The following is a 24,312-nucleotide window of genomic DNA, read 5'->3' on the forward strand; positions in this document are numbered from 1 at the left end:
GGGGGAAAGGCTGAGTATAACGTCGGCAAAGGGCAAGACCAAGACCCTTTGCCGACGTGGGCACTTACAGCACCATGCGCACAATGTCGATATTGCCAAGCTCTTCGTACAGGGTTTCCACCTGTTCAATATGCGTGGCGTTGATCGTGATCGACACTGAGTGGTAGTTGCCTTTGCTGCTTGGCTTAACGTCGGGCGAGTAGTCGCCGGGCGCATGGCGTTGCACCACTTCAACCACTTGATCAACCAGCTCCGGCTGCGCCAGACCCATCACTTTATAGGTAAAAGGGGTAGGGAATTCGAGCAGTTCATTCAGTTTGGTTTTCATATTGACTCCGGTGCATAAAAAACAGGCTCCCGCCGAAGCGGGAGCATTATCATAACGTAGTTATGGCGACGATGTGGCGATTTTTCAACCGCCCGTCTGGTTAGCCAAACCAGTGATGGAACATCAGTTTGATGTAATCGATGATGCGGCTGAAGAATCCGCCTTCCTGCACTTCGTTCAGCACCACCAGCGGACGCTGTTCCACGGTTTTGCCGTCGAGCTGGAAGTTGATGCTGCCCACCACCTGATTTTTTTGCAGCGGGGCGTGCAGTTCGCTGTTGTTCAGAACGTAGCTGGCTTTCAGATCTTTCATACGGCCGCGCGGAATCGTCAGGTAGGCGTCTTTCTCTACGCCCAGCTGGACGCGATCGCTGTTGCCGAACCAGACCGGCTCAGAGGCGAACTCTTTGCCTGCTTTCAGCGGCGCTACGGTTTCAAAGAAGCGGAAGCCCCAGGTCAGCAGCTTTTTGCTTTCGACTTCACGGCCTTTAAAGGTGCGACCACCCAGCACTGCCGAAATCAGACGCATCTGGCCTTCGGTGGCCGACGACACGATGTTATAGCCGGCAGAGGCCGTATGGCCGGTTTTGATACCGTCTACGTTGAGGCTGGTATCCCACAGCAGACCGTTGCGGTTGGTCTGACGGATATTGTTAAAAGTGAACTCTTTCTCTTTATAAACCGAGTATTCGTCCGGCACGTCGCGGATCAGCGCCTGACCAATCAGCGCCATATCGCGGGCTGAACTGTACTGGCCTTCGGCATCCAGACCGTGCACCGTCTGGAAGTGGGTGTTTTGCAGGCCCAGCGCCTTCACGTAGTTATTCATCAGGCCGACAAACGCATCCTGGCTACCGGCAACATAGTCCGCCATCGCCACGCAGGCATCATTGCCCGACTGCAATACGATGCCGCGCGTCAGCTGTGAAACCGGCACGCGATCTCCCGGCTTCAGGAACATCAGCGAGGAGCCTTTAAACACCGGGTTACCGGTCGCCCAGGCGTCTTTACCCACGGTAACGACATCATCCTGATGGATTTTGCCGGCCTTCACCGCCTGACCGATAACATAACTGGTCATCATTTTGGTCAGGCTGGCGGGGTCGCGGCGCGCATCGGCGTTCTTTTCGGCCAGCACTTTACCTGAGTTGTAGTCGATCAGGATATAAGCCTCTGCATCAATATCCGGTACGCCGGGGATCATGGTCTTGAGGTTAATGTCATCAGCAAATGCGACGTGGCTGAGCGAGAAGGCGATCAGTGAGCCTGCTGTCAGGCGTTTCAGAAAACGGGAGGGTTTCAGCGTGTTCATGTATGGACTACAACATCCGTGAGTTAAGGTTAAAAAAAAGTGACTCATGATAGCAAATGCCTGTTTTGCAGGCATCTTGCTTTGTCATTCTGTTGTTAGCAGAGATTAACGGCGCGTGCTGGTAATAAACGACGCCTGGCCGTCTGCACTCAGGCGCTGCTGAAGCGCAGCGGCCTCGGCGCGATGAGTAAAGCTGCCGAGCTGAATGCGATAAACATTATTTCCGGCGTTCTCAACGGTGCCGGGCACGCCATATTTTTGTCCCAGGCTCTGCGCCAGCTGCTGCGCGCGTGCGGCGTCGTTGATGGCGCCCACCTGGACCACAAAGCTACCCGCTGCCTGCGCGGCGGAGCTGCCGGCGGCAGGCGCGGCCGCGACGGCAGAGGCTGCGGGCGCGACGGCAGGCTGCGGTTCAGGCTCGCTGCCTTCCAGCACGCCGCTGGCTAAAGGCTGCGGCGCGCCGAGAAAGCCGCTGCTGCTCACCGGAGCGCCCATGCTGTCGCTGCTTTGTAAGGTGCTGTTGTCAACGGCGCGAATATCTTGCGCCGGTACGGGCGCTGCGGCAGGCGCGCTGCCGCCGTTCATGACGCCGTTACCGCCGAGATCGGGACGGGCGGGCAGGGCATAGCTCTGTTTCGCCACTGTGGTGCCGATAGTGCCGGGACCGGAAAGAGTGCCGTCCGGGGCGACCTGAATAAAGTCTACCCGCACGCGCGTGTTGTTCGAGATGTTGAGGCGATCGCCCGCCGCGCGCGACAGATCGATAATGCGCCCCGGCGTATAAGGACCGCGGTCGTTTACCCGCACCACAATCTGACGACCGTTAGCGAGGTTGGTAACGCGGACATAGCTGGGTAACGGCAGGGTCGGATGTGCCGCCGTCAGCGCGTCAGGATCGTAGCTCTCGCCGATAGCGGTGCGCTTGCCCTGCGCCTCATCGCCATACCAGGCCGCTAATCCCACTTCGCTGAAGTTAGCGGGATTTTTGACGATACGGTAGGACTTACCGTTCGCGCTGTAATCCTGGCTGGTGGTGGGATTAACCGGCTCATATTTCGGCTCCACGCCCGGAATTTCCACCACCGGCCCGTTGTAGGCCGGTTGGGGCGGCGCCGTGGTTTGCGGTTCCTGTGTGGTACAGGCGGTTAAAACCAGTAATGCCAGAGCAACGCCGGGCCATTCCTTACGCATGTGCAGCCTCTTAAACGCTTTTAGATAACATTTTTCTGTGAGTATGGATCGACATCACTATGCCGAATCCCGCCATAAGCACGATCAGCGCCGAACCCCCGTAGCTGACCAGCGGCAGGGGGACGCCGACCACCGGTAAGATACCACTTACCATGCCAATATTAACGAAAACATAGACAAACAAAATCAGCATTAATCCACCCGCCATGACGCGGCCAAAGGTGGTCTGGGCGCGCGCCGCGATCATTAGCCCGCGCAGGATCAGCAGCAGATAGAGCACCAGCAGGATCAGCACGCCCACCAGGCCCAGCTCTTCCGCCAGTACGGCGAAGATAAAGTCGGTGTGGCGTTCAGGCAGAAACTCCAGCTGCGACTGGGTGCCGTGCAGCCAGCCTTTGCCGCGCAGTCCGCCGGAGCCAATGGCGATTTTCGACTGAATAATATGGTAGCCCGCGCCGAGGGGATCGCTCTCTGGATCGAGCAGCATCATCACGCGGTCGCGCTGATAGTCGTGCATCAGAAAGAACCACAGTATCGGGATAAAGGCCGCGACCAGCAGCACCGCCACGCCGATCAGCTTCCAGCTCATGCCCGACAGAAACAGCACGAAAAGCCCTGATGCGGCAATCAGAATCGAGGTGCCGAGATCGGGCTGAGCGGCCACCAGCAGCGTTGGCATAAAGATCAGGATCAGCGCGATGCCGGTATTTTTCAGCGTTGGCGGACAGACGTCGCGGTTGATAAAGCGCGCCACCATCAGCGGCACGGCGATTTTTGCGATCTCCGACGGCTGGAAGCGCACGACGCCCAGATCGAGCCAGCGCTGCGCGCCTTTACTGATATGACCGAAGGCGTCTACCGCAACCAGTAAGATGACGCAGACAATATAGAGATAGGGCGCCCAGCCTTCGTAGACGCGCGGCGGCACCTGCGCCAGCACCAGCATGATCACCAGCCCCATCGCAATCTGGCCTATCTTGCGCTCCATCATGCCCGGATCCTGTCCGCTGGCGCTCCAGATCACAATCGCGCTGTAGCCCAGCAGCGCCAGAATCACCAGCATAAACAGGGGATCGATGTGGATACGCGTCCAGATCGATCTTTTTTGCGGACTATCGTTCATCGACATCGTTATTCACCTTCATAGCCAGGCGGCACAGGAGCCGCGTCTGGCAGAGCCGTATTGTTGTCGCCCAACATAATGTGGTCGAGAATCTGTCGCATCACCGTGCCAACCGCCGGACCGGCGCCGCCGTTTTCCAGGATCATCGTGACGGCAACGCGCGGTTTGTCATAGGGCGCAAATGCGGTCATCAGTTTATGGTCGCGCAGCCGTTCGGCAATTTTGTGCGCGTTGTAGGTTTCATTCTCTTTCAGACCAAACACCTGCGCGGTACCGGATTTGGCCGCGATTTTATAGGGCGCGTCGGCAAAGCTTTTGTGCGCGGTTCCGTTTGCGCGGTTCGCCACGCCGTACATTCCGTCTTTAGCAATTTCCCAGTAGCCGGAGTGGATGTCGCCAATGGGTTCCCCCGGCGGCTGACGCCAGGGCACGATGGTGCGCCCTTCGCGCGTGGCGCGCAGCAGGTGCGGCACTTTTACCACGCCGTCGTTAATCAGGATCATCAGCGCTTTGTTCATTTGCAGCGGGGTCGCCGTCCAGTAGCCCTGGCCGATACCCACCGGAATGGTATCGCCCTGATACCACGGCTTCTTAAAGCGCTTCATTTTCCATTCGCGCGTCGGCATATTGCCCGCGCTCTCCTGCGGCAGATCGATGCCGGTGCGGTGGCCGTAGCCGAACTTATTCATCCACTCCGACAGGCGATCGATGCCCATGTCATACGCCACCTGGTAAAAAAAGGTATCGGCGGATTCTTCCAGCGATTTGGTGACGTTGAGGCGGCCATGCCCCCATTTTTTCCAGTCGCGGTAGCGCTTTTCTGAGCCGGGCAGCTGCCACCAGCCGGGATCGAACAGGCTGGTGTTGCGGTTAATCACCCCTGCGCTCAGGGCGGAAACCGCCACATAGGGTTTCACCGTAGACGCGGGCGGATAGGAGGCCTGAATCGCGCGGTTATAGAGCGGTCGGTTCTCATCGTTAAGCAGCCCGCGATAATCTTTACCTGAAATGCCGTCGACAAACAGATTCGGATCGTAACTGGGTGTGGAGACCATCGCCAGGATCTCGCCGGTGCGCGGATCGCTGACCACGACGGCGGCGCGGCTGCCGGCCAGCAGGGTTTCGATATATTGCTGGAGCTTGAGGTCGATGGTCAGCCAGATGTCGCGCCCCGCCTGCGGCGACTGCTCGTGCAGCTGGCGGATCACGCGGCCGCGGTTGTTGACCTCGACCTCTTCGTAGCCGGTAATCCCGTGCAGCACATCTTCGTAATAGTTTTCGATCCCCAGTTTGCCGATATCATGCGTGGCGGCGTAGTTTGGCCACTTGCCCTCTTTATCAAGGCGCGCCACATCGCGGTCGTTGATCTTTGAAACGTAGCCGACGACGTGCGTCAGGGTAGGGCCATAGGGATAGTAACGGCGCTGATAGCCTTTAACCTCAACGCCGGGAAAGCGGTACTGGTTTACGGCGAAGCGGGCGACCTGCACCTCGTTCAGGCCGACCTTGACCGGAATCGAGGTAAAGCGGCGCGAGCGCTTGCGCTCTTTGTCGAAGGCGTCGAGATCCTCGTCGGTCATATCCAGCACCGGGCGCAGATCCTGCAAGGTTTGCTTGAGGTTATCAACCTTCTCAGGCACCAGTTCGGCCTGATAGATGGTGCGGTTGAGCGCCAGCGCGGTGCCGTTACGGTCATAGATAATGCCGCGGCTCGGCGCTACCGGCACCAGCTTGATGCGGTTTTCGTTAGAGCGGGTACTGTAATCTTCAAAGCGCAGAATTTGCAGGTGATAAAGATTGACCACCAGCACGCTGGAGAGCACCAGAATGCCGAAGAAAGCAATTAATGCCCGGCGGACAAAGAGTTTCTGCTCGGCACTGTAATCGCGAAAGGCGTTGCTTTGTAATTTCATCCGCTACTTAAAATGTCGGGGTTGGCCTTACCGTTTATTCACGATGATAAGGATGATTGGCGGTGATGCTCCAGGCGCGATACAGGCTCTCGGCGACCAGCACGCGCACCAGCGGATGAGGCAGCGTCAGCGCCGAAAGTGACCAGCTCTGCTCAGCCGCGGCTTTACAGGCGGGCGACAGCCCTTCCGGACCGCCAATCAGCAGACTGACGTCGCGTCCGTCCTGCTTCCAGCGCTCCAGCTGCTGCGCAAGCTGCGGGGTTTCCCACGGCTGGCCTGGAATGTCCAGCGTGACGATGCGGTTGCCTTTGCCGGTCGCCGCCAGCATCGCTTCGCCTTCTTTCTCCAGAATGCGTTTGATGTCGGCGTTTTTGCCGCGTTTACCGGCGGGGACTTCCACCAGCTCCAGCGGCATATCTTTCGGAAAGCGGCGCAAATATTCGGTGAAGCCGGTTTGCACCCAGTCAGGCATTTTGGTGCCTACGGCCACAAGCTGTAGTTTCACGATCAGCCCCAGAGCTTTTCCAGCTCATACAGCTGGCGGCTCTCTTCCTGCATGACGTGTACGATCACATCACCCAGATCGACGACCACCCAGTCAGCGGCATTTTTGCCCTCTACGCCCAGCGGGATCAACCCAGCGGCGCGGGATTCCTGCACCACATGATCCGCAATGGAAGAGACGTGGCGCGTGGAGGTACCGGTGCAGATAATCATGCAGTCGGTAATACTGGATTTGCCCTGAACGTTGAGTGCGACGATGTCCTGACCTTTAAGATCATCAATCTTATCAATAACGAAATCTTGGAGTGCTTTACCTTGCAAAAGGTTCCCCTTCAATACGGATAGTAGCGGGCCGGCTGCTGGCCCCGATGACGCAGCCAAAAAATTAAGCCGCGCAGTATACCACGGCATTAACCTGCGCGATATATGCCCGGCTTGCGGTTATTTGAGATAAAGACCCGCCTGGTCGATATAGTCAATGACCGCTGGCGGCAGCAGATGGGCGCACGATAGCCCCTGGTGACGGCGCTGACGGATTTCCGTCGCAGAGATGGCGACCAGCGGCGTATCGGCCAGCCAGATCAGGCCGGCGGGCTGCTGATGCAGCTGTTGAGGGGCGTCGGCAAGATGGGCGTCCAGCCAGTGCTGCATCTCTGGCGACGCCATTTCCGCCGCGTAGCCCGGCCGTTTGCACACCAGCAGGTGGCACAGCGACAGCAGATCCTGCCAGCGATGCCAGCCTGACAGGCTTAACAGCGAGTCCTGCCCGATAATAAACCCCAGCGGCTGCTGCGGGCCGCGTTCGGCGCGCAGTTCTTCCAGCGTCGCCACCGTCCAGGACGGGGTTTCGCGTCGCAGTTCGCGGGTATCGATGTCGAACAGCGGGCGATCGCGTATGGCGCAGCGCAGCATCTCAAGGCGCTGCGTCGAGCTGGCTTCGGGCTGCGGACGATGCGGCGGCACGTTATTCGGCAGCAGCAGCACGCGCGCCAGCCCGATCTGCTGCGCCAGCGCTTCCACCGGGCGCAGATGGCCGAAGTGCACGGGATCGAAAGTGCCGCCGAACAGGGCATGCAGTTCAGACATAAACGAAACCTGTTGGGAAGTGGCGATGGCAGAGCATCAGCGACAGGGTCTCCAGCTGCGGCCAGATACGCTGTCCGTAATCCTGCTTCAGGGATAATTCAATCTGCGCCAGCAGGTGGACCGCGCGTTGCAGACGAGCGCCGTCAACCCTTTGCAGCGCCTCGGTAAACAGGCCGCGGCGGTTCTGCCAGATACGCTGCTGATCCATTAATGTCCGCAGCGGCTGCTGCGCCTGGTGTCGTTGCAGATGCAGCAGCGTCATCAGGTCGCGCTGGAGGGTGCGCAGCAAAATAACCGGTTCGCTCTCCTCTTTTTCCAGCTGATGCAGGATATGCAGGGCGCGTTTGCTTTTTCCCGCCAGCAGCGCGTCTACCCAGTGGAACGGGGTAAAGTGCGCGGCGTCGCTGACCGCCTCTTCCACGCGCGGCAGCGTCAGTTTGCCGTCGGGCCACAGCAGAGACAGGCGCTCCAGCGCCTGCGCCAGCGCCAGCAGGTTGCCTTCATAGCAGTAGCAGAGCAGCTGAATAGCCGCATCATCAACCGATAGCTTCAGGCTTTTCGCGCGCGCCGCCACCCAGCGCGGCAGCTGCGCCTGTTCCGGGGTCTGGCACGGCACCAGCACCGCCTGCGCGGAGAGCGCCTTAAACCAGGCGCTGTTCTCCTGAGCTTTGGTGAGCTTCGCCATATGGCAAATCAGCAGAATATCGCTGTGCAGCAAAGCTGCCAGCTTGCTGAGCTGTTCAGCCATCGCCGCGTTAGGGCCGTTTTCGGGAAAGATCAGGCTAAGGGTCTGACGCTGAGCGAATAAACTCAGCGACTGACAGCTGGCAAACAGGCTGTCCCAGTCGGTCTGGGCATCAAGGGTAAAGCTGAAGTGTTCCTCAAACCCCTGGGCGGCGGCAGCCGATCGCACCGCATCGGCGCTCTCCTGCAACAGCAGCGGTTCGTTTCCGGCCAGTAAATAGCAGGCGCGCAGCCCCTCGCGGAGCTGCGCGCCGAGTTGTTCAGGATAGATCCTGATCATTGCAGACTGGTAGCGGAAGAGGAGGGTGTTTCCGCTGGCGTCGCAGATTCGCTGGCCGAGGCCGGCAGCGTGTCTTTATTGTTGATCTGCGCAGCGTGAACGGTCAGCAGTTTACGCACCAGCTGTTCGGCGGCGCGCTGGCGCATCTCCTGCACAATCAGATCCTGCTCGGCATCTTTCGCCAGCGCGGCGTTCGGGTTATCGAAGAAGGAGCGATAAACCGCCGTGCTGATCGGATAGATGCCTTTGCCCGGCAGCAGAACCTGCGCCGACACGCGCATTACCATTGAGTATTCCGCCGTCGTGCCGCTGATAAACACCGACGCGGTATCGCGGCCCAGCACTTCCCCACCCAGACGCAGCGTAGGGATGTCGGTGCGGTTCTGTTTGGTATCTTCAACAATGGTGACGTTGTTGATACGCAGCTGCTGACGCACCGTGCGGGCCAGCGGGCCGTAAGGGTCGCCGCTGTTTACGATCAGCGTTTTCAGCTCGGTTGGCACCTGAGTGGTGCCGCGCGGATGAAACCCACAGCCAGCGGTGATGGTCACCGCCAGCAGGACAAACAGCCTGATAATCAGATGTCGCACAGTTCCTCCTGAACTTAACCTACGACCAGGTTAAGCAGTTTGCCGGGTACATAAATCACTTTGCGGATAGTGACGCCGTCAAGGTACTTCGCCACCAGATGTTCCTCTGCGGCGCGCGCCTGAACCTGTTCCTGCGTCGCGTCGGCAGCCACGGTAATTTTACCACGGACTTTGCCGTTTACCTGCACCACGACCAGCAGGGAGTCTTCGACCATCGCGGCTTCGTCCGCGACCGGCCAGACGGCGTTGTCTACGCTGCCTTCGCCGCCCAGCGCCTGCCACAGCACGTAGCTGGCATGCGGCGTGAACGGATAGAGCATACGCACCACGGCCAGCAGGGCTTCCTGCATCAGCGCGCGATCCTGCTCGCTCTCCTGCGGCGCGCGCGCCAGTTTGTTCATCAGCTCCATAATCGCCGCAATAGCGGTGTTAAAGGTCTGACGACGGCCAATGTCATCGGAGACTTTGGCGATGGTTTTGTGCAGGTCGCGACGCAGCGCTTTCTGATCGTCGTTGAGACCATCCAGGTTCAGCGCGGCCGTCGCGCCTTTCGCCGTGTGCTCATAAGCCAGCTTCCACACGCGCTTCAGGAAGCGGTTAGCGCCTTCAACGCCTGACTCCTGCCACTCCAGCGTCATTTCCGCCGGTGACGCGAACATCATAAACAGGCGCACCGTGTCTGCGCCGTAGCGCTCTACCATCAGCTGCGGATCGATACCGTTGTTTTTCGACTTCGACATCTTGCTCATGCCGGCGTAGATCACTTCGCGGCCCTGCGTGTCGGTCGCCTTCACGATGCGGCCTTTTTCATCGCGCTCTACGGTCACGTCAACCGGAGAGACCCAGTTGCGCTCGCCGTTTGCGCCGAGATAGTAGAAGGCGTCCGCCAGCACCATCCCCTGACACAGCAGACGTTTCGCCGGTTCGCTGGAGGTCACGAGGCCCGCATCGCGCAGCAGCTTGTGATAAAAGCGGAAATACATCAGGTGCATGATGGCGTGTTCGATACCGCCGACATACTGATCCACCGGCAGCCAGTAGTTGGCCGCAGCCGGATCCAGCATGCCTTCATCATAGTTGGCGCAGGTATAGCGCGCGTAGTACCAGGAGGACTCCATAAAGGTGTCGAAGGTGTCGGTTTCGCGCAGCGCAGGCTGGCCGTTAACCGTGGTTTTCGCCCACTCCGGATCGGCTTTGATCGGGCTGGTAATGCCGTCCATCACCACGTCTTCCGGCAGAATAACCGGCAGCTGATCTTCAGGCGTCGGCATCACGGTGCCGTCTTCCAGCGTCACCATCGGAATCGGCGCGCCCCAGTAGCGCTGACGTGATACGCCCCAGTCACGCAGGCGGTAGTTCACTTTGCGCACGCCTACGCCTTTCGCGGCCAGCGCATCGGCGATAGCGTTGAAGCCCTCTTCGTGGCTCAGGCCGCTGAACTCGCCTGAGTTGAACAGGGTGCCTTTTTCCGTCATCGCGGCGGCGCTGACGTCCGGCTCGCTGCCGTCTGCATTTAACACCACCGGTTTAATCGGCAGATCGTATTTGGTGGCGAATTCCCAGTCGCGCTGGTCATGCGCGGGAACCGCCATGACCGCGCCGGTGCCGTACTCCATCAGGACGAAGTTGGCGACCCAGACCGGAACTTTGTCGCCGGTCAGCGGGTGGATGGCGAACAGACCGGTCGCCATACCTTTTTTCTCCATGGTCGCCATATCGGCTTCGGCCACTTTAGTGTTGCGGCATTCAGCGATAAAGTCGGCCAGCACCGGGTTGCCCATCGACGCCTGAAGCGCCAGCGGATGGCCCGCCGCCACAGCGACGTAGGTTGCGCCGAGGAAGGTGTCCGGACGCGTGGTGTAGACGGTGACTTTTTCTTCGCTGTCGGCGACGTCGAAGGTGATCTCTACGCCTTCAGAGCGGCCAATCCAGTTACGCTGCATGGTTTTGACCTGCTCCGGCCAGTCTTCCAGCGTGTCCAGGTCGTTGAGCAGCTCGTCCGCGTAGTCGGTGATTTTTACAAACCACTGCGGGATCTCTTTACGCTCGACTTTGGTGTCGCAGCGCCAGCAGCAGCCGTCAATCACCTGCTCGTTCGCCAGCACCGTCTGATCGTTCGGGCACCAGTTCACCGCCGAGGTTTTTTTATAAACCAGGCCTTTTTCATACAGCTTAGTGAAGAACCACTGTTCCCAGCGGTAGTACTCCGGCTTACAGGTCGCCAGTTCACGGCTCCAGTCATAGCCGAAGCCCAGCAGTTTTAGCTGGTTCTTCATGTATTCGATGTTGTCGTAGGTCCAGGGCGCGGGCGCGGTGTTGTTTTTGACCGCAGCGCCTTCGGCGGGCAGACCAAACGCATCCCAGCCAATCGGCTGCAACACATTTTTGCCGAGCATACGCTGGTAACGGGCAATCACATCGCCGATGGTGTAGTTGCGTACGTGGCCCATATGTAGGCGGCCGGAAGGATAGGGCAGCATGGAGAGGCAGTAATATTTCTCTTTGCTCTCATCTTCGGTCACTTTGAACGTTTGGTTTTCGTCCCAGTGTTGCTGGACGCGGGATTCTATCTCTTCCGGGCGGTATTGCTCTTGCATGGCAGCCTGTGGTCCTTAATGAATAACGCTTAGCTTACTTTAAGATCCGCATAGCATACCCATATGGCTGCCGGTCAACAACACTTCACCGCCCTGTTGCGGCGATTTCTCGCGGAACGCCGTATCCCGCCGGGTTATTCTGATTCGTCTGGCTAAACAGCACGGCAAACGGCGCAAAGCGGCTAAACTTAAAGCTGGCTTATCCGCGCAGAAAGGAGAATAAAATGAATAAAGTGGCGCAACTTTATCGCGAATCCCTGGCCGTGCTCACCGAGCGTCTGCGCCATGGCGATCGGGACATTGATGCACTGGTGGCCGCCCGCCGTCGGGAACTGATGGCCAGCGAGTCGGCGACGCCGGGCCAGATCGATCAGGCGCTGGCCGCTGTCCGCCGTGATTTAGAAGAGTTTGCACGCAGCTATCAGGAGGTGCATCAGCCAGAGAGCGTCAGCGACTCGCTGTTTATGCGCATTATCCGCGAGAGCGTCTGGAAAGAGCTGGCGGATATTACCGACAAGAGTCAGCTGGAGTGGCGCGAGGTATTTCAGGATCTGCATCATCACGGCGTCTATCAGAGCGGAGAGGTGGTCGGTCTGGGCAATCTGGTGTGCGAGAAGTGCCACTTTACGCGCGCTATCTACACCCCTGAGACCTTAACGCGCTGTCCGGAATGCGGCCACGATCAGTTTCAGCGTCAGCCGTTTGAGCCTTGAGAAAGCGCGGGCGAGGCGAGGGCGCGAACGCGGATGAGGTCGCCCGATCGCAAAGGCACTTTACGCATCCCGGTTCGCTCGTCCCGCGCGGATACGCACCTCATCTCTGAGGTGCGTTGGTAAACAGGCTTACGCGCTGCGTTCCGGCGTTTTGTCCGCGGCGCGGAACGCTTTGCTCCTCAGGCCGTCCCATCCGCTTGCCAGGCGAATGCGCTAACGTCTGGTTCTTAATGAAGCGCGCCGGGCGAGTTAGTGCAGGATCTTCGCCAGAAACTCTTTCGCGCGATCCGACTGGGGATTGTTAAAGAAGTCGTCTTTACGCGTATCCTCAATAATCTTTCCTTCGTCCATAAAGATAACGCGGTTCGCTACTTTACGGGCGAAGCCCATTTCGTGCGTCACCACCATCATCGTCATGCCTTCATTGGCCAGTTCGACCATGACGTCCAGCACTTCGTTGATCATCTCTGGATCGAGCGCTGAGGTCGGCTCGTCAAACAGCATAGCGATAGGGTCCATGCAGAGCGCGCGCGCAATCGCCACGCGCTGCTGCTGCCCGCCCGACAGCTGACCGGGAAATTTCTGCGCGTGAGCAGACAGCCCGACGCGATTCAGCAGCTTCAGACCTTTTTCGCGCGCCGCCGCTTTATCGCGCTTCAGCACTTTCACCTGAGCCAGCACCAGGTTATCCACGATGCTGAGATGCGGGAACAGTTCGAAATGCTGAAATACCATGCCGACCTTGCTGCGCAGCTGGGCCAGATTGGTCTTTCTGTTGTTAACTTCGGTGCCGTTCACCAGAATGCTGCCCTGCTGAATCGGCTCCAGACCGTTGACGGTTTTGATCAGGGTAGATTTACCGGAGCCGGACGGTCCGCATACGACCACGACTTCCCCTTTCTGAACTTCGGTCGTGCAGTCGGTCAGCACCTGAAAGTGACCATACCACTTAGAAACGTTTTTCAGGTTAATCATTTAAACCGTCCTTTTTCTTTTTAGATAGCTGACCAACAGCGAAGCGCTCAGGCTGATTGCGAAGTAAACCAGCCCGGCGAAGAGAACCATTTCTACCTGAGTGCCGTCACGCTCGCCGATGGTTGAGGCGGTGCGGAAGAAGTCGGCCAGGCTCAGCACGTAAACCAGCGACGTATCCTGGAACAGCACGATGCCCTGCGTCAGCAGCAGCGGCACCATGGCGCGAAACGCCTGCGGCAGAATAATCAGCTGCATTGACTGCCAGTGCGTCATGCCCAGCGCCAGCGCGGCGTTAGACTGACCGCGCGAGATGCTCTGAATACCGGCGCGAATAATTTCGGAGTAGTAGGCCGCTTCAAACAGCGAAAAGGCGATCATCGCTGAAATCAGGCGGATATCGGTTTTCGGCGACAGCCCCAGCACCTGCTGCAAAAAGCTCGGCACGACCAGATAGAACCAGAGCAGCACCATCACCAGCGGAACGGAGCGAAACAGGTTGACGTAAAGCCGGGCGAACCAGCTAATCGGTTTGAAGGTCGACAGCCGCATGACCGCCAGCAGGGTGCCCCAGATAATGCCGAACACCACCGCCGTGACGGTGATTTTTAGCGTAATCCCCAGGCCGTTAAGCAGATAGGGCAGGCTGGGAGGAATAGAACTCCAGTCAAACTCGTACATTATTTCCCTCCCAGATTACCCGGCAGACGCACCTTGCGCTCTACCAGACTCATAATCAGCATGATCACCAGGTTGATGGCGATATAGGCCAGCGTAATGGCCGTAAAGGACTCGTAGGCATGCGCCGAATAGTCGAGCAGCTTACCCGCCTGCGCCGCCATATCCACCAGCCCGATGGTCGAGGCGATGGCCGAATTCTTTACCAGGTTCAGCATTTCCGACGTCATGGGCGGCACGATAACGCGATAGGCGTTGGGCAGCAGCACATAGCGATAGGTCTGCGGCAGCGTCAGCCCCATCGCCAGCCCGGCGTTTTTCTGCCCGCGCGGCAGCGACTGAATCGCGGCGCGAACCTGTTCACAGACGCGCGCAGCGGTAAACAGGCCGAGGCAGATCACCGAGGCGGTAAAGAACTGAACGTTGGGGTCCAGCTCCGATTTAAACCACATGCCGAGTTTTTCGCCCACCAGCTCCGGGGCGACCAGATACCAGAAGAAGAACTGCACGATCAGCGGAATATTGCGGAACAGCTCCACGTAACAGGTGCCGAGTGTCGCCAGCAGGCGGTTAGGCACGGTACGCAGAATGCCGAAGAAGGAACCTACAAGGAAGGCGATAATCCAGGCGCAGCAGGAGACCGCAACGGTCACCTGAAATCCGGACCACAGCCAGCCGAGGTAAGTCGTGTTGCCGAACGGGGCCTGTTCGAGAAAGATGCCCCAGTTCCAGTCGATACCCATAACGAGCTCCGGTAAAAAAGGGTAGCTAAGCTACCCTGAAGATTGATGAACGGCGTCTGTATGGCCTGCTTCAGGGGAACGACCTGAGCAGCTTGTCTGTCCGCGCCGGGTTTTCAGCAATCGAGAGGGCAGCGAGGCCGCCCTTGTTGTCGTTGTTAGTTAAGTGCTTTGTCGTTTGGCGTTTTAAACAGCGCCTGCATCTCGCTTGACAGATCAAAGTTCAGGTTCAGATTCTTCGGCGGAATCGGCTGCTTGAACCAGGTATCAAACCATTTCGCGGCCTGGCCGGAGGTTTCCGCTTTCGCGATGGTGTCGTCTACCAGCGTTTTAAACTGCGCATCATCTTTACGCAGCATACAGCCGTAGGCTTCCTGCGACTGCGGCGTGCCGACGATCTCCCAGTTGTCTGGCTTCTTCGCCTTAGCGCGTTCGCCTGCCAGCAGGGCGTCATCCATCATAAAGGCCACCGCGCGACCGGTTTCCAGGGTGCGGAAGGAATCGCCGTGGTCTTTAGCGCTGATGATGCGCATCTCCATTTTTTTCTCATCGTTCAGCTTATGCAGCAGCACTTCAGAGGTGGTGCCGGAGGTCACGACTACGGTTTTCCCTTTCAGGTCAGGGAAGTCTTTAATGTCGCCGCCCTTTTTCACCAGCAGACGCGTGCCGATAACAAAAATGGTATTGGAGAAGGCCGCCTGTTTCTGACGCTCAACGTTATTGGTGGTGGAGCCACACTCAAAATCGTAGGTGCCGTTCTGTAACAGCGGGATACGGTTTTGCGATGTGATCGGGATCATTTTGACCTGCAAATCCGGCTTATTCAGCTTCGCTTTGATGGCATCGACGATGGCACTGGAGAACGCCTGTGAGTAGCCCACGACTTTTTGCTGGTTGTCGTAATAGGAAAAAGGAACAGACGACTCGCGGTGACCGACGACAATAACGCCATTGTCGCTGATCTTCTTCAGGGTGCCGCTGAGATCTTCCGCCTGGGCCGCGCCCGCTGCTGCTACGCCCGCCAGCAAAAGCGATAATGCCACTTTGCGTATCTGCATGGTCCAACTCCTTCAAGAGATATTGCACAGAATATAAACTGCGCAGATGTGTGATGTTGTGTGTATTTCCTGCTGCTTTTTTTGTTTTCCCATCGCGCAAGCGCGCTGAGAATATTCACTAACATAGCGGATTGTTAACGTTATGAAACGAAAAAGTTTCTTTTTTTGCGAGGTGTTCCGCACCAAATTGAGGCGAGTTTCACGGGTTGCGCGTTAACGGTGCACAGCCTTGCCTTTTTACGGTGCGGAGCGGCTCGCATCAGCCCGCCATGCCGCCAGGTTTGCAGGAAACCGGGTTACTAAAAGCAAGCCGCGTGCCAGTTATCAGGCGCAGCAGAAAATCGCGGAAGAGGAGGAGAGATAAGCGGAAAATGGGGAAGAGGCGGCGGCGAGAAAAGCGCTCGCCGCTCGCACATCGCATCAGGCTTTACGACGCCACAGCGCCAGCAGCGCGGCGCACAGCGTCAACAGCCAGACCGGCCACAGGCCAGCGTGGGCGTAAGGGGTTTCGCCGGTGGCAGGCGTGACCTTATCCAGCAATACGTCGCGGGTAAACTGCGGCAGAATTTTGTCGACCTCGCCCTGCGAATTCACCACGGCGGTAACGCCGTTATTGGTGCTGCGCAGCAGCGGTCGGCCTAACTCCAGCGCGCGCATCCGCGCCATCTGAAAGTGCTGCCAGGGTCCGATAGAGTGGCCGAACCATGCATCGTTGGATACGGTCAGCAGAAAATCGGTATCCGGGCGGAAGTTCGCGCGCACCTGCTCGCCCAGCACTATCTCATAGCAGATGGCGCTGGTGAGGCGATAGCCCGCGGCGCGCAGCTGCGGTTGCAGATAGTCGCCGCGGCTGAAGCCGGACATCGGCAGATCGAAGAAGGGAGCCAGCGGACGCAGCAGGCTCTCCAGCGGCACAAATTCCCCAAACGGCACCAGGTGATTTTTCTGGTAGCGGTTCATGCTCTGATAACTGTAAGGCGCGTCGCCGCCCAGCACGATCACCGAGTTATAGTCGTGATAGCGATTATGCTCCAGCCGGGAATCCACGATGCCGGTGATCAGCGAACTGCCGCGCTCGCGCAGCAGGCCGTCCAGCGAGCGCAGGAAGGGCTGCTGGTTGCTCTCCAGATCGGTAATGGCTGACTCTGGCCAGATAATCAGCGGCGCTTTGCCCATCAGCGGCTGGCTCAGGCCGGTATAGGCGCGCAGCGTGGTGAGCAGCTGCTGCGGATCCCACTTCATTGACTGCGGGATATTGCCCTGCACCAGCGCGACCTCGACGCTGCGCGCCGGCTGCGGCTGAGTCCAGTGGATATAGCGCAGCGGCCAGGGCAGCGCCAGCAGCAGCAGCGCGGCGACCGCGCTTTTTACGCTGCGCTGGCGCAGCGCATACGCCAGCAGGCCCGCGACGATCATAAGGATAAAGGTCAGCGTTTCGACCCCGGCCAGCGGTGCAAGGCCTTTCAGCGGGCCGTCGATCTGGCTATAGCCGAACTGAAGCCAGGGAAAGCCCGTCAGCACCCAGCCGCGCAGAAACTCGCTGATTTGCCACAGCGCAGGAGCCGCCAGCGCCAGACGCCAGAGCGTCGCGCGCGGCCAGAAGCGGCTGAGCACGCCGGCAAACAGGGCGGGATAGAGTGACAGATAGGCCGCCAGCAGCACCACCAGAAAGACGTTGACCGGGCCGGGCATGCCGCCGAAGGTGGCGATGCTGACGTAGACCCAGTTGATGCCGCTGCCGAACAGGCCAAAGCCCCAGGCGAAGCCGAGAGCCGTGGCCTGGCCGGCGCGCCGATCCAGCGTCAGAAGTTGTAAGCCCACCAGCGACAACAGCGCGGCGGGCCAGACATTGTAGGGTGAGAACGCAAGGGTGCCAGACGCACCCGTTAATAATGCCAGCAACAAACGTACCCGCTGGCGCGGGTAAAGTGAGGCAAAGGACATAAAGTTATTCGTCATCCAGTTGGGGTAACGGCGAGTTCTCTGGGATCTTCACATGCACCTGGATGATACGACGGCTGTCGGCCATAGCGACCTTGAAATGATACCCGTCGATGTCAATGCTCTCTCCCCGTGCGGGAAGGTGGCCAAATCCCTGCATGACCAGTCCGCCAATCGTGTCCACTTCTTCGTCGCTGAACTGCGTGCCGAAAACCTCGTTGAAATCTTCAATCGGGGTCAGCGCGCGCACGGTATAGGTCTGGCGGTTGAGCTGGCGAATATCGCGATCTTCTTCGTCGTCATATTCGTCTTCAATCTCGCCGACGATCAGCTCAAGGATGTCCTCGATAGTGACCAGGCCGGACACGCCGCCAAACTCGTCGATGACGATAGCCATATGGTAGCGCTGCGAACGAAACTCTTTCAGCATGCGATCGACGCGCTTGCTTTCCGGCACCACGACCGCCGGACGCAGGACTTTTTCCATGCTGAACGGCTCTGACTCGCTGCTCATAAACGGCAGCAAATCTTTGGCCATCAAAATGCCTTCAACGTGATCTTTATCTTCGCTGATCACAGGGAAACGCGAGTGCGCCGACTCGATAATCACGTCCAGACACTCATCCAGCGTCTGGTTGCGCTTCAGGGTAATCATTTGCGAACGCGGGATCATGATGTCGCGCACGCGCTGATCGGCAATGTCCAGTACGCCTTCGAGCATGTCGCGGGTGTCTTCGTCAATCAGCTCTTTTTGCTCGGAGTCGCGGATCAGCTCCAGTAGTTCATCACGGTTTTGCGGTTCGCCGTGAAACAGTTGGTTGATAAGCAGGGAAAAAAATCCCTTTTTACTACTGGGTGCATCGCTGTTTTGAGAATGGTCGTCGCTCATGGCGTTCTTTTACAGATCTCTCTGGTTGGAGGTGGGGCGCTGTCGGCGTCCTCGCCGACAGCAGGTAAACTGAGCCAGCGGCTCAGGCATCTTCTTTTTCCGAAATGTACGGATCGGGGTAACCAAGAGCAAGCATTATCTCTGTCTCTAATGCTTCCATCTCTTCGGCTTCGTCGTCTTCGATATGGTCGTAACCGAGCAGGTGCAGCGTTCCGTGCACCACCATGTGCGCCCAGTGGGCCTCACGGCTTTTTCCTTGCTCATCCGCCTCTTGCTCCACAACCTGACGACAGATAATCAAATCGCCCAGTAGCGGCAATTCAATCCCCGGCGGCGCCTCAAAGGGAAAAGACAGCACGTTGGTGGGCTTGTCTTTACCGCGATAAGTCAGATTAAGCTCATGGCTCTCCACTTCGTCCACCAGGCGAATGGTGACTTCGCTTTCGGGCTGGAAAGGGGCAACGGCCGCGTCCAGCCAGCGCTGAAAAGCGGCTTCGTCAGGCAGACCCTGGGTCTGCTCACAGGCCAGTTGCAGGTCGAGAATGGCTGCGCTCATTTACTCTCCTGCGCCTCTGTTTGTGCTGCCAGCGCTTCACGCTTTCGCTCTTCCGCTAGTTTATCGCGGCGCTTTTGGTCCGCTTCCTCCCAGGCTTCATAGGCGGTTACGATGCGGGCCACCACAGGGTGACGCACCACGTCTTCGCTCTGGAAGAAGTTAAAGCTCAGCTCGTCGACTTCCGAGAGGACTTCGATCGCATGGCGCAGGCCTGACTTGGTGCTGCGCGGCAGGTCAATCTGTGTCACGTCGCCGGTGATCACCGCTTTAGAGTTGAAGCCGATACGTGTCAGGAACATCTTCATCTGCTCGATAGTGGTGTTCTGGCTCTCATCGAGAATGATAAAGGCGTCATTAAGGGTACGACCGCGCATATAGGCGAGCGGGGCGACCTCAATCACGTTGCGTTCCATCAGCTTCTCAACGCGTTCAAAGCCGAGCATTTCAAACAGCGCATCATAGAGCGGACGCAGATAGGGGTCGACTTTCTGGCTCAGGTCGCCCGGCAGGAAGCCGAGCTTCTCGCCGGCTTCCACCGCCGGGCGCGTCAGCAAAATACGACGGATCTCCTGACGCTCCAGCGCATCGACCGCGGCGGCCACCGCCAGATAGGTCTTGCCGGTACCGGCTGGGCCGATGCCGAAGGTAATGTCGTGGTCGAGGATATTGGCGATGTACTGCGCCTGATTCGGCGTACGCGGCTTAATAACGCCGCGCTTGGTCTGGATATGCACCGCTTTGCCGTAGTCCGGGACGCTGTCGGCGGTCTGCTCCAGCACGCGGCTCTCTTTAATGGCCAGATGGATCTGCTCTGGCTCAATATCGGGAATGGTGCCGCGCACCGGGGCCGTATCCACATAGAGCGTACGCAGAATGTCTTCTGCGGCATTGACGCACAGGGCACGGCCAACCAGCTTGAAGGTGTTGTCGCGACGGTTGATCTCAATACCCAGACGGCGCTCAAGCTGTTTCACGTTGTCGTCAAACGGACCACACAGGCTCATCAGTCGGCGGTTATCGGCCGGTTCGAGGGTGATTTCATGCGTTTCGATATTCAAACGAATCCTTTGGGTCACTCAGGGCCAGTTAGAATGTGTATTCGATGCCGGGTTGGCTAACATCGGCACTTTTAGAAATTATTTATGGCATGTCGCCAGGGCGCAAGCGTAGCTAGAGATATTTGGGCAGCGCGTCCAGAAACCAAGGGCAGGAAAAGAAAAGAGCGGCAGCGTGCGCTGCCGCTTGCTGAAGACAGGATCAAGGCTGGAACGTACCGACGCCGATGTCGTTTTCTTTACGCGTGCGCGCAATGACCGATGCCGGGCTTTCCACAATACGCAGGCCCATCTCATCCTCAGTGCGCACCACTTTGCCGCGCAGCGAGTTGGTGTAGACGTCGACAATTTCAACGTCAACGAATTTGCCAATCATCTCTGGCGAGCCTTCGAAGTTCACCACGCGGTTGGTTTCGGTACGGCCAGACAGCTCCATCACGTTTTTACGCGAGGTGCCTTCGACCAGAATACGCTGGACGGTTCCCAGCATACGGCGGCTCCAGGCCATCGCCTGCTGGTTGATGCGATCCTGAAGAATATAAAGACGCTGCTTTTTCTCTTCTTCCGATACGTCATCCGGCAGATCGGCCGCTGGCGTGCCGGGACGCGCGGAGTAGATAAAGCTGAAGCTCATGTCGAAATTGACGTCGGCGATCAGCTTCATGGTCTGTTCAAAGTCCTGCTGCGTTTCGCCGGGAAAGCCGATGATGAAGTCGGAGCTGATTTGAATATCCGGACGCGCGGCGCGCAGTTTGCGGATAATCGCCTTGTACTCCAGCGCGGTATGGGCGCGCTTCATCAGCGTCAGAATACGGTCTGCGCCGCTCTGGACCGGCAGGTGCAGGAAGCTGACCAGCTCTGGCGTATCGCGGTAGACCTCAATAATGTCGTCGGTAAACTCGATCGGATGGCTGGTGGTAAAGCGGATGCGGTCGATGCCGTCAATCGCCGCCACCAGACGCAGCAGTTCGGCAAAGGTGCAGATTTCGCCGTCGAAGGTTTCGCCGCGATAGGCGTTGACGTTCTGACCCAGCAGGTTTACTTCACGCACGCCCTGCGCCGCCAGCTGAGCGATCTCCAGCAGGATGTCATCGCAGGGGCGGCTGACCTCTTCGCCGCGCGTATAGGGCACCACGCAGAACGTACAGTATTTATTACAGCCTTCCATAATGGAGACAAAGGCGGTCGGGCCTTCCGCGCGCGGCTCCGGCAGGCGGTCAAACTTTTCAATTTCCGGAAAGCTGATGTCAACGATCGGGCTTTTGCTGCCGCGCACGCTGTTAATCATCTCCGGCAGGCGGTGCAGGGTTTGCGGGCCGAACACGATGTCAACATAGCTGGCACGCTGACGAATATGATCCCCTTCCTGCGACGCCACGCAGCCGCCGACACCGATAATCAAATCAGGGTTGCGCTCTTTCAATGTTTTCCAGCGGCCCAGCTGATGGAAAACTTTCTCCTGCGCCTTTTCGCGAATAGAGCAGGTGTTGAGCAGCAGAACGTCCGCTTCGTCAGCTTCCTCGGTCAGCGTATAGCCGTGAGTGCTGTTCAGCAGGTCAGCCATCTTGGATGAATCGTACTCATTCATCTGACAGCCCCAGGTTTTGATATGCAGTTTTTTCATTATCGAACTAGCCATTGATTCAGTGCAGTGAGGTGCAGGGCGCGTATTGTAATGCTTTGACGCTGTTGTGACCAGCGCGCAGCCGTCATACTTGCCGGATGATGCGCAGGGTCGGGCTATTCTCGCACGCTTTGCCGGGCTTTTCTGCCGGTCAGGCGTTTTTCCGGTACACTTTGCGCCAGTGGATCCGTCTCTGACGGCGGATAAAGATCAGAAGGAGATGAGCAATGCAGGATAACCGCTTTGATGTAGTGGTGGTGGGCGGCGGCATGGTCGGCGCGGCGCTGGCGTGCGATCTGGCGCTACAGCAGTTCCGCGTCGCGGTCGTAGAGCGCGCTGAGCCTGCGCCATTCGATGCCGCCAGCGATCCCGACGTGCGTATCTCTGCGATTGGCAGCGCGTCGGTAGGGCTGCTGAAGCAGCTCGACGTCTGGCCGCGCGTCGAGGCGATGCGCTGCGCGCCTTATCGTAAGCTGGAAACCTGGGAGTGGCAGACGGCGCATGTGAATTTTGACGCCGCGTCGCTGGGGCTGCCTGAACTGGGCTTTATGGTTGAGAACAACGTGTTGCAGCGCGCGCTGTGGGAGCGGATGCAGCAACTGAATATTCATCTGCGCTGTCCTGCGACGCTGGCTGGCCTTCAGGAGGAGAACGGCGGCTGGCGGCTCGATCTGACGGAAGGCGAATCGCTGCATACCCGACTGGTGGTAGGCGCCGACGGCGCAAATTCCCAGGTGCGGCAGATGGCGGGCATCGGGATTGACGGCTGGAGCTATGCGCAATCCTGTCTGCTTATCAGCGTGACCTGCGAACATCCGGCGGGGGATTCGACCTGGCAGCAGTTTACGCCGCACGGGCCGCGCGCTTTTTTACCGCTGTATGACAATCGCGCCTCGCTGGTGTGGTATGACGCCCCGGCGCGTATTCGTCAGCTACAGGCGATGCCGTTGCCGCAGCTGGAGAAAGAGATCGCCGCCGCTTTTCCTGCCCGACTGGGACGGTTTAAAGCCCATGCGGCAGGCGGCTTTCCGCTGGTGCGGCGTCATGCGCAGCGCTATGTGCTGCCCGGTCTGGCGCTGATCGGCGACGCCGCCCATACCATTAATCCGCTGGCGGGGCAGGGCGTCAATCTGGGCTATCGCGACGTGGATGCGCTGTCGGCGGTGCTGACAGAGGCGCGAAGCAACGCGCAGGACTGGGCTTCGGAGTGCGTGCTGCGCCGCTATCAGTCGCAGCGTCGTCGCGATAATTTGCTGATGCAGAGCGGAATGGATCTGTTCTACTTCGCCTTTAGCAATCGTCTGCCGCCGCTGAAGTTTGCGCGTAATCTGGGGCTAATGGCCGCGGAGCGTTCGGGAGTGTTGAAGCGCAAGGTGCTGCGCTACGCGCTGGGGCTGTAGAGGCGGGAAAGGCAGTGAGCGTCGTCAAACCCGGCCCCGGCTGCCTGCGCGCGGCCGCCGCTGCTCTCCCCTAATCGCAAAGTCGCTTTTCGTCATCCACGCGACGCGACCTGTCTCAGACGGCGGCGCGCCCGTCAACGGGACAACGCGTCGCGTTATTCGAAACGCTCCCGGCGTTTTGGTTCTGTCGCCGGATGCGTTGCTTTTGGCTAAGAGGCGCGGCTGCCAGTGAACGACCAGGTGGAAAGTGGCCAGACGACAAAAACAACAAAGCCCGCAAAAGCGGGCCTGTTGTGCAATTTGGCTGGGGTGCAGGGATTCGAACCCCGGAATGCCGGAATCAGAATCCGGTGCCTTACCGCTTGGCGACACCCCAATAGTGTCTGTTCAAATTGTCTTTGTATGGCTGGGGTACGAGGATTCGAACCTCGGAATGCCGGAATCAGAATCCGGTGCCTTACCGCTTGGCGATACCCCAATAATTTGGTGGCTACGACGGGATTTGAACCTGTGACCCCATCATTATGAGTGATGTGCTCTAACCAGCTGAGCTACGTAGCCAGGTACTGCTTACTGCATCCAATGATGGCTGGGATACCTGGATTCGAACCAGGGAATGCCGGTATCAAAAACCGGTGCCTTACCGCTTGGCGATATCCCATCTGTCGATCTCGTATCCACGAGAATACATCGGATTGGCTGGGGTACCTGGATTCGAACCAGGGAATGCCGGTATCAAAAACCGGTGCCTTACCGCTTGGCGATACCCCATCCGGCTGCCGAAGACTGAAATGGTGCGGGAGGCGAGACTTGAACTCGCACACCTTGCGGCGCCAGAACCTAAATCTGGTGCGTCTACCAATTTCGCCACTCCCGCAAAAAAGATGGTGGCTACGACGGGATTTGAACCTGTGACCCCATCATTATGAGTGATGTGCTCTAACCAGCTGAGCTACGTAGCCATCTTTTTTCGCGTAACCTTCATCGGCGTTGCGGGGCGCATTATGCGTATTGAGCT

The 24,312-nt window shown here is 58.4% G+C and carries 22 protein-coding genes and 7 tRNA genes; 2 read left to right on the forward strand and 27 right to left on the reverse strand.

Features of this window, described 5'->3' with window-relative positions:
• Window positions 1–64: 64 nt before the first annotated feature.
• The 11 genes from ybeD to leuS form a co-directional block, all read right to left on the reverse strand.
• Complete coding sequence (ybeD, locus tag BBB56_RS04200) at window positions 65–328, reverse strand: DUF493 family protein YbeD (protein WP_033751835.1); 264 nt, start codon at window positions 326–328, stop codon at window positions 65–67.
• Window positions 329–428: 100 nt separating this feature from the next.
• Window positions 429–1,640, reverse strand: coding sequence for a D-alanyl-D-alanine carboxypeptidase DacA (gene dacA, locus BBB56_RS04205; protein ID WP_123799083.1), 1,212 nt, complete (start codon window positions 1,638–1,640; stop codon window positions 429–431).
• Between the two features lie 105 nt (window positions 1,641–1,745).
• Window positions 1,746–2,831, reverse strand: coding sequence for an endolytic peptidoglycan transglycosylase RlpA (gene rlpA / locus BBB56_RS04210; protein ID WP_123799085.1), 1,086 nt, complete (start codon window positions 2,829–2,831; stop codon window positions 1,746–1,748).
• 10 nt (window positions 2,832–2,841) lie between these two features.
• The gene (gene mrdB, locus BBB56_RS04215) at window positions 2,842–3,954 is read right to left on the reverse strand and encodes a peptidoglycan glycosyltransferase MrdB (protein ID WP_123799434.1); all 1,113 of its coding nucleotides are present in this window, start codon (window positions 3,952–3,954) and stop codon (window positions 2,842–2,844) included.
• A gap of 8 nt (window positions 3,955–3,962) precedes the next feature.
• On the reverse strand, window positions 3,963–5,867 hold the full coding sequence (mrdA, locus tag BBB56_RS04220) for a peptidoglycan DD-transpeptidase MrdA (RefSeq protein WP_123799088.1): 1,905 nt from the start codon (window positions 5,865–5,867) through the stop codon (window positions 3,963–3,965).
• A gap of 34 nt (window positions 5,868–5,901) precedes the next feature.
• Complete coding sequence (rlmH, locus tag BBB56_RS04225) at window positions 5,902–6,372, reverse strand: 23S rRNA (pseudouridine(1915)-N(3))-methyltransferase RlmH (RefSeq protein WP_081139401.1); 471 nt, start codon at window positions 6,370–6,372, stop codon at window positions 5,902–5,904.
• A gap of 2 nt (window positions 6,373–6,374) precedes the next feature.
• On the reverse strand, window positions 6,375–6,692 hold the full coding sequence (rsfS, locus tag BBB56_RS04230; protein WP_123799090.1) for a ribosome silencing factor: 318 nt from the start codon (window positions 6,690–6,692) through the stop codon (window positions 6,375–6,377).
• Between the two features lie 120 nt (window positions 6,693–6,812).
• On the reverse strand, window positions 6,813–7,457 hold the full coding sequence (gene nadD / locus BBB56_RS04235; protein ID WP_123799092.1) for a nicotinate-nucleotide adenylyltransferase: 645 nt from the start codon (window positions 7,455–7,457) through the stop codon (window positions 6,813–6,815).
• Window positions 7,450–8,481, reverse strand: coding sequence for a DNA polymerase III subunit delta (gene holA, locus BBB56_RS04240; RefSeq protein WP_123799094.1), 1,032 nt, complete (start codon window positions 8,479–8,481; stop codon window positions 7,450–7,452). Before holA ends, nadD begins: the two co-directional genes overlap by 8 nt.
• The gene (lptE, locus tag BBB56_RS04245; RefSeq protein WP_123799096.1) at window positions 8,478–9,071 is read right to left on the reverse strand and encodes an LPS assembly lipoprotein LptE; all 594 of its coding nucleotides are present in this window, start codon (window positions 9,069–9,071) and stop codon (window positions 8,478–8,480) included. Before lptE ends, holA begins: the two co-directional genes overlap by 4 nt.
• 14 nt (window positions 9,072–9,085) lie before the next feature.
• Window positions 9,086–11,668 (reverse strand): leucine--tRNA ligase, encoded by a 2,583-nt coding sequence (gene leuS, locus BBB56_RS04250; RefSeq protein ID WP_123799098.1) that lies wholly within the window; start codon window positions 11,666–11,668, stop codon window positions 9,086–9,088.
• 224 nt (window positions 11,669–11,892) lie between these two features.
• Here leuS and BBB56_RS04255 point away from each other — a divergent pair, with 224 nt between their 5' ends.
• Window positions 11,893–12,381, forward strand: a complete 489-nt coding sequence (locus tag BBB56_RS04255) for a zinc ribbon-containing protein (protein WP_123799100.1) — start codon at window positions 11,893–11,895, stop codon at window positions 12,379–12,381.
• 249 nt (window positions 12,382–12,630) lie between these two features.
• Here the strand turns inward: BBB56_RS04255 and BBB56_RS04260 are convergent, their stop codons facing one another.
• The 9 genes from BBB56_RS04260 to miaB all read right to left on the reverse strand — a co-directional run bounded on the left by BBB56_RS04260 (window position 12,631) and on the right by miaB (window position 21,897).
• The gene (locus tag BBB56_RS04260; protein ID WP_123799102.1) at window positions 12,631–13,356 is read right to left on the reverse strand and encodes an amino acid ABC transporter ATP-binding protein; all 726 of its coding nucleotides are present in this window, start codon (window positions 13,354–13,356) and stop codon (window positions 12,631–12,633) included.
• Window positions 13,357–14,034, reverse strand: a complete 678-nt coding sequence (gene gltK, locus BBB56_RS04265) for a glutamate/aspartate ABC transporter permease GltK (RefSeq protein ID WP_123799104.1) — start codon at window positions 14,032–14,034, stop codon at window positions 13,357–13,359.
• A complete protein-coding gene (locus BBB56_RS04270; protein ID WP_123799106.1) occupies window positions 14,034–14,774 on the reverse strand; it encodes an amino acid ABC transporter permease in 741 nt (246 codons plus the stop codon). Before BBB56_RS04270 ends, gltK begins: the two co-directional genes overlap by 1 nt.
• Before the next feature lie 155 nt (window positions 14,775–14,929).
• Window positions 14,930–15,829, reverse strand: a complete 900-nt coding sequence (locus BBB56_RS04275; protein WP_123799108.1) for a glutamate/aspartate ABC transporter substrate-binding protein — start codon at window positions 15,827–15,829, stop codon at window positions 14,930–14,932.
• 420 nt (window positions 15,830–16,249) lie between these two features.
• A complete protein-coding gene (gene lnt, locus BBB56_RS04280; protein WP_123799110.1) occupies window positions 16,250–17,773 on the reverse strand; it encodes an apolipoprotein N-acyltransferase in 1,524 nt (507 codons plus the stop codon).
• A gap of 4 nt (window positions 17,774–17,777) precedes the next feature.
• Window positions 17,778–18,659, reverse strand: coding sequence for a CNNM family magnesium/cobalt transport protein CorC (corC, locus tag BBB56_RS04285; RefSeq protein ID WP_123799112.1), 882 nt, complete (start codon window positions 18,657–18,659; stop codon window positions 17,778–17,780).
• Between the two features lie 82 nt (window positions 18,660–18,741).
• Window positions 18,742–19,215, reverse strand: a complete 474-nt coding sequence (ybeY, locus tag BBB56_RS04290; protein ID WP_123799114.1) for an rRNA maturation RNase YbeY — start codon at window positions 19,213–19,215, stop codon at window positions 18,742–18,744.
• On the reverse strand, window positions 19,212–20,273 hold the full coding sequence (locus tag BBB56_RS04295; RefSeq protein ID WP_123799116.1) for a PhoH family protein: 1,062 nt from the start codon (window positions 20,271–20,273) through the stop codon (window positions 19,212–19,214). The genes ybeY and BBB56_RS04295 overlap by 4 nt, the downstream gene beginning before the upstream one ends.
• Before the next feature lie 199 nt (window positions 20,274–20,472).
• Entirely contained in the window at window positions 20,473–21,897 is a 1,425-nt protein-coding gene (gene miaB / locus BBB56_RS04300; protein WP_123799436.1) for a tRNA (N6-isopentenyl adenosine(37)-C2)-methylthiotransferase MiaB, read from the reverse strand.
• Window positions 21,898–22,121: 224 nt separating this feature from the next.
• Here miaB and ubiF point away from each other — a divergent pair, with 224 nt between their 5' ends.
• On the forward strand, window positions 22,122–23,294 hold the full coding sequence (gene ubiF, locus BBB56_RS04305) for a 3-demethoxyubiquinol 3-hydroxylase (RefSeq protein ID WP_123799119.1): 1,173 nt from the start codon (window positions 22,122–22,124) through the stop codon (window positions 23,292–23,294).
• Window positions 23,295–23,595: 301 nt separating this feature from the next.
• On the opposite strand, the gene BBB56_RS04310 is transcribed toward ubiF, so the two are convergent.
• The 7 genes from BBB56_RS04310 to BBB56_RS04340 form a co-directional block, all read right to left on the reverse strand.
• Window positions 23,596–23,670 (reverse strand) — tRNA-Gln (locus tag BBB56_RS04310).
• Window positions 23,671–23,697: 27 nt separating this feature from the next.
• Window positions 23,698–23,772: transfer RNA gene (locus BBB56_RS04315), tRNA-Gln, on the reverse strand.
• Window positions 23,773–23,778: 6 nt separating this feature from the next.
• A tRNA-Met gene (locus tag BBB56_RS04320) sits at window positions 23,779–23,855 on the reverse strand.
• 25 nt (window positions 23,856–23,880) lie between these two features.
• A tRNA-Gln gene (locus tag BBB56_RS04325) sits at window positions 23,881–23,955 on the reverse strand.
• 35 nt (window positions 23,956–23,990) lie between these two features.
• A tRNA-Gln gene (locus tag BBB56_RS04330) sits at window positions 23,991–24,065 on the reverse strand.
• A gap of 21 nt (window positions 24,066–24,086) precedes the next feature.
• Window positions 24,087–24,171: transfer RNA gene (locus BBB56_RS04335), tRNA-Leu, on the reverse strand.
• A gap of 8 nt (window positions 24,172–24,179) precedes the next feature.
• Window positions 24,180–24,256: transfer RNA gene (locus BBB56_RS04340), tRNA-Met, on the reverse strand.
• Window positions 24,257–24,312 lie beyond the last annotated feature (56 nt).

It is taken from the genome of Candidatus Pantoea deserta, assembly GCF_003813865.1.
In the GTDB taxonomy this organism is placed as follows: Bacteria; Pseudomonadota; Gammaproteobacteria; order Enterobacterales; family Enterobacteriaceae; genus Pantoea; species Pantoea deserta.

Coding starts and splice junctions, on each gene's coding strand:
- BBB56_RS04275 (WP_123799108.1), bottom strand. CDS start 15,829: ATGCAGATACGCAAAGTGGCATTATCGCTTTTGCTGGCGGGCGTAGCA.
- ybeD (WP_033751835.1), bottom strand. CDS start 328: ATGAAAACCAAACTGAATGAACTGCTCGAATTCCCTACCCCTTTTACC.
- dacA (WP_123799083.1), bottom strand. CDS start 1,640: ATGAACACGCTGAAACCCTCCCGTTTTCTGAAACGCCTGACAGCAGGC.
- ubiF (WP_123799119.1), top strand. CDS start 22,122: ATGCAGGATAACCGCTTTGATGTAGTGGTGGTGGGCGGCGGCATGGTC.
- mrdB (WP_123799434.1), bottom strand. CDS start 3,954: ATGAACGATAGTCCGCAAAAAAGATCGATCTGGACGCGTATCCACATC.
- rlpA (WP_123799085.1), bottom strand. CDS start 2,831: ATGCGTAAGGAATGGCCCGGCGTTGCTCTGGCATTACTGGTTTTAACC.
- gltK (WP_123799104.1), bottom strand. CDS start 14,034: ATGTACGAGTTTGACTGGAGTTCTATTCCTCCCAGCCTGCCCTATCTG.
- BBB56_RS04255 (WP_123799100.1), top strand. CDS start 11,893: ATGAATAAAGTGGCGCAACTTTATCGCGAATCCCTGGCCGTGCTCACC.
- holA (WP_123799094.1), bottom strand. CDS start 8,481: ATGATCAGGATCTATCCTGAACAACTCGGCGCGCAGCTCCGCGAGGGG.
- BBB56_RS04270 (WP_123799106.1), bottom strand. CDS start 14,774: ATGGGTATCGACTGGAACTGGGGCATCTTTCTCGAACAGGCCCCGTTC.
- nadD (WP_123799092.1), bottom strand. CDS start 7,457: ATGTCTGAACTGCATGCCCTGTTCGGCGGCACTTTCGATCCCGTGCAC.
- BBB56_RS04260 (WP_123799102.1), bottom strand. CDS start 13,356: ATGATTAACCTGAAAAACGTTTCTAAGTGGTATGGTCACTTTCAGGTG.
- corC (WP_123799112.1), bottom strand. CDS start 18,659: ATGAGCGACGACCATTCTCAAAACAGCGATGCACCCAGTAGTAAAAAG.
- leuS (WP_123799098.1), bottom strand. CDS start 11,668: ATGCAAGAGCAATACCGCCCGGAAGAGATAGAATCCCGCGTCCAGCAA.
- ybeY (WP_123799114.1), bottom strand. CDS start 19,215: ATGAGCGCAGCCATTCTCGACCTGCAACTGGCCTGTGAGCAGACCCAG.
- mrdA (WP_123799088.1), bottom strand. CDS start 5,867: ATGAAATTACAAAGCAACGCCTTTCGCGATTACAGTGCCGAGCAGAAA.
- lnt (WP_123799110.1), bottom strand. CDS start 17,773: ATGTCCTTTGCCTCACTTTACCCGCGCCAGCGGGTACGTTTGTTGCTG.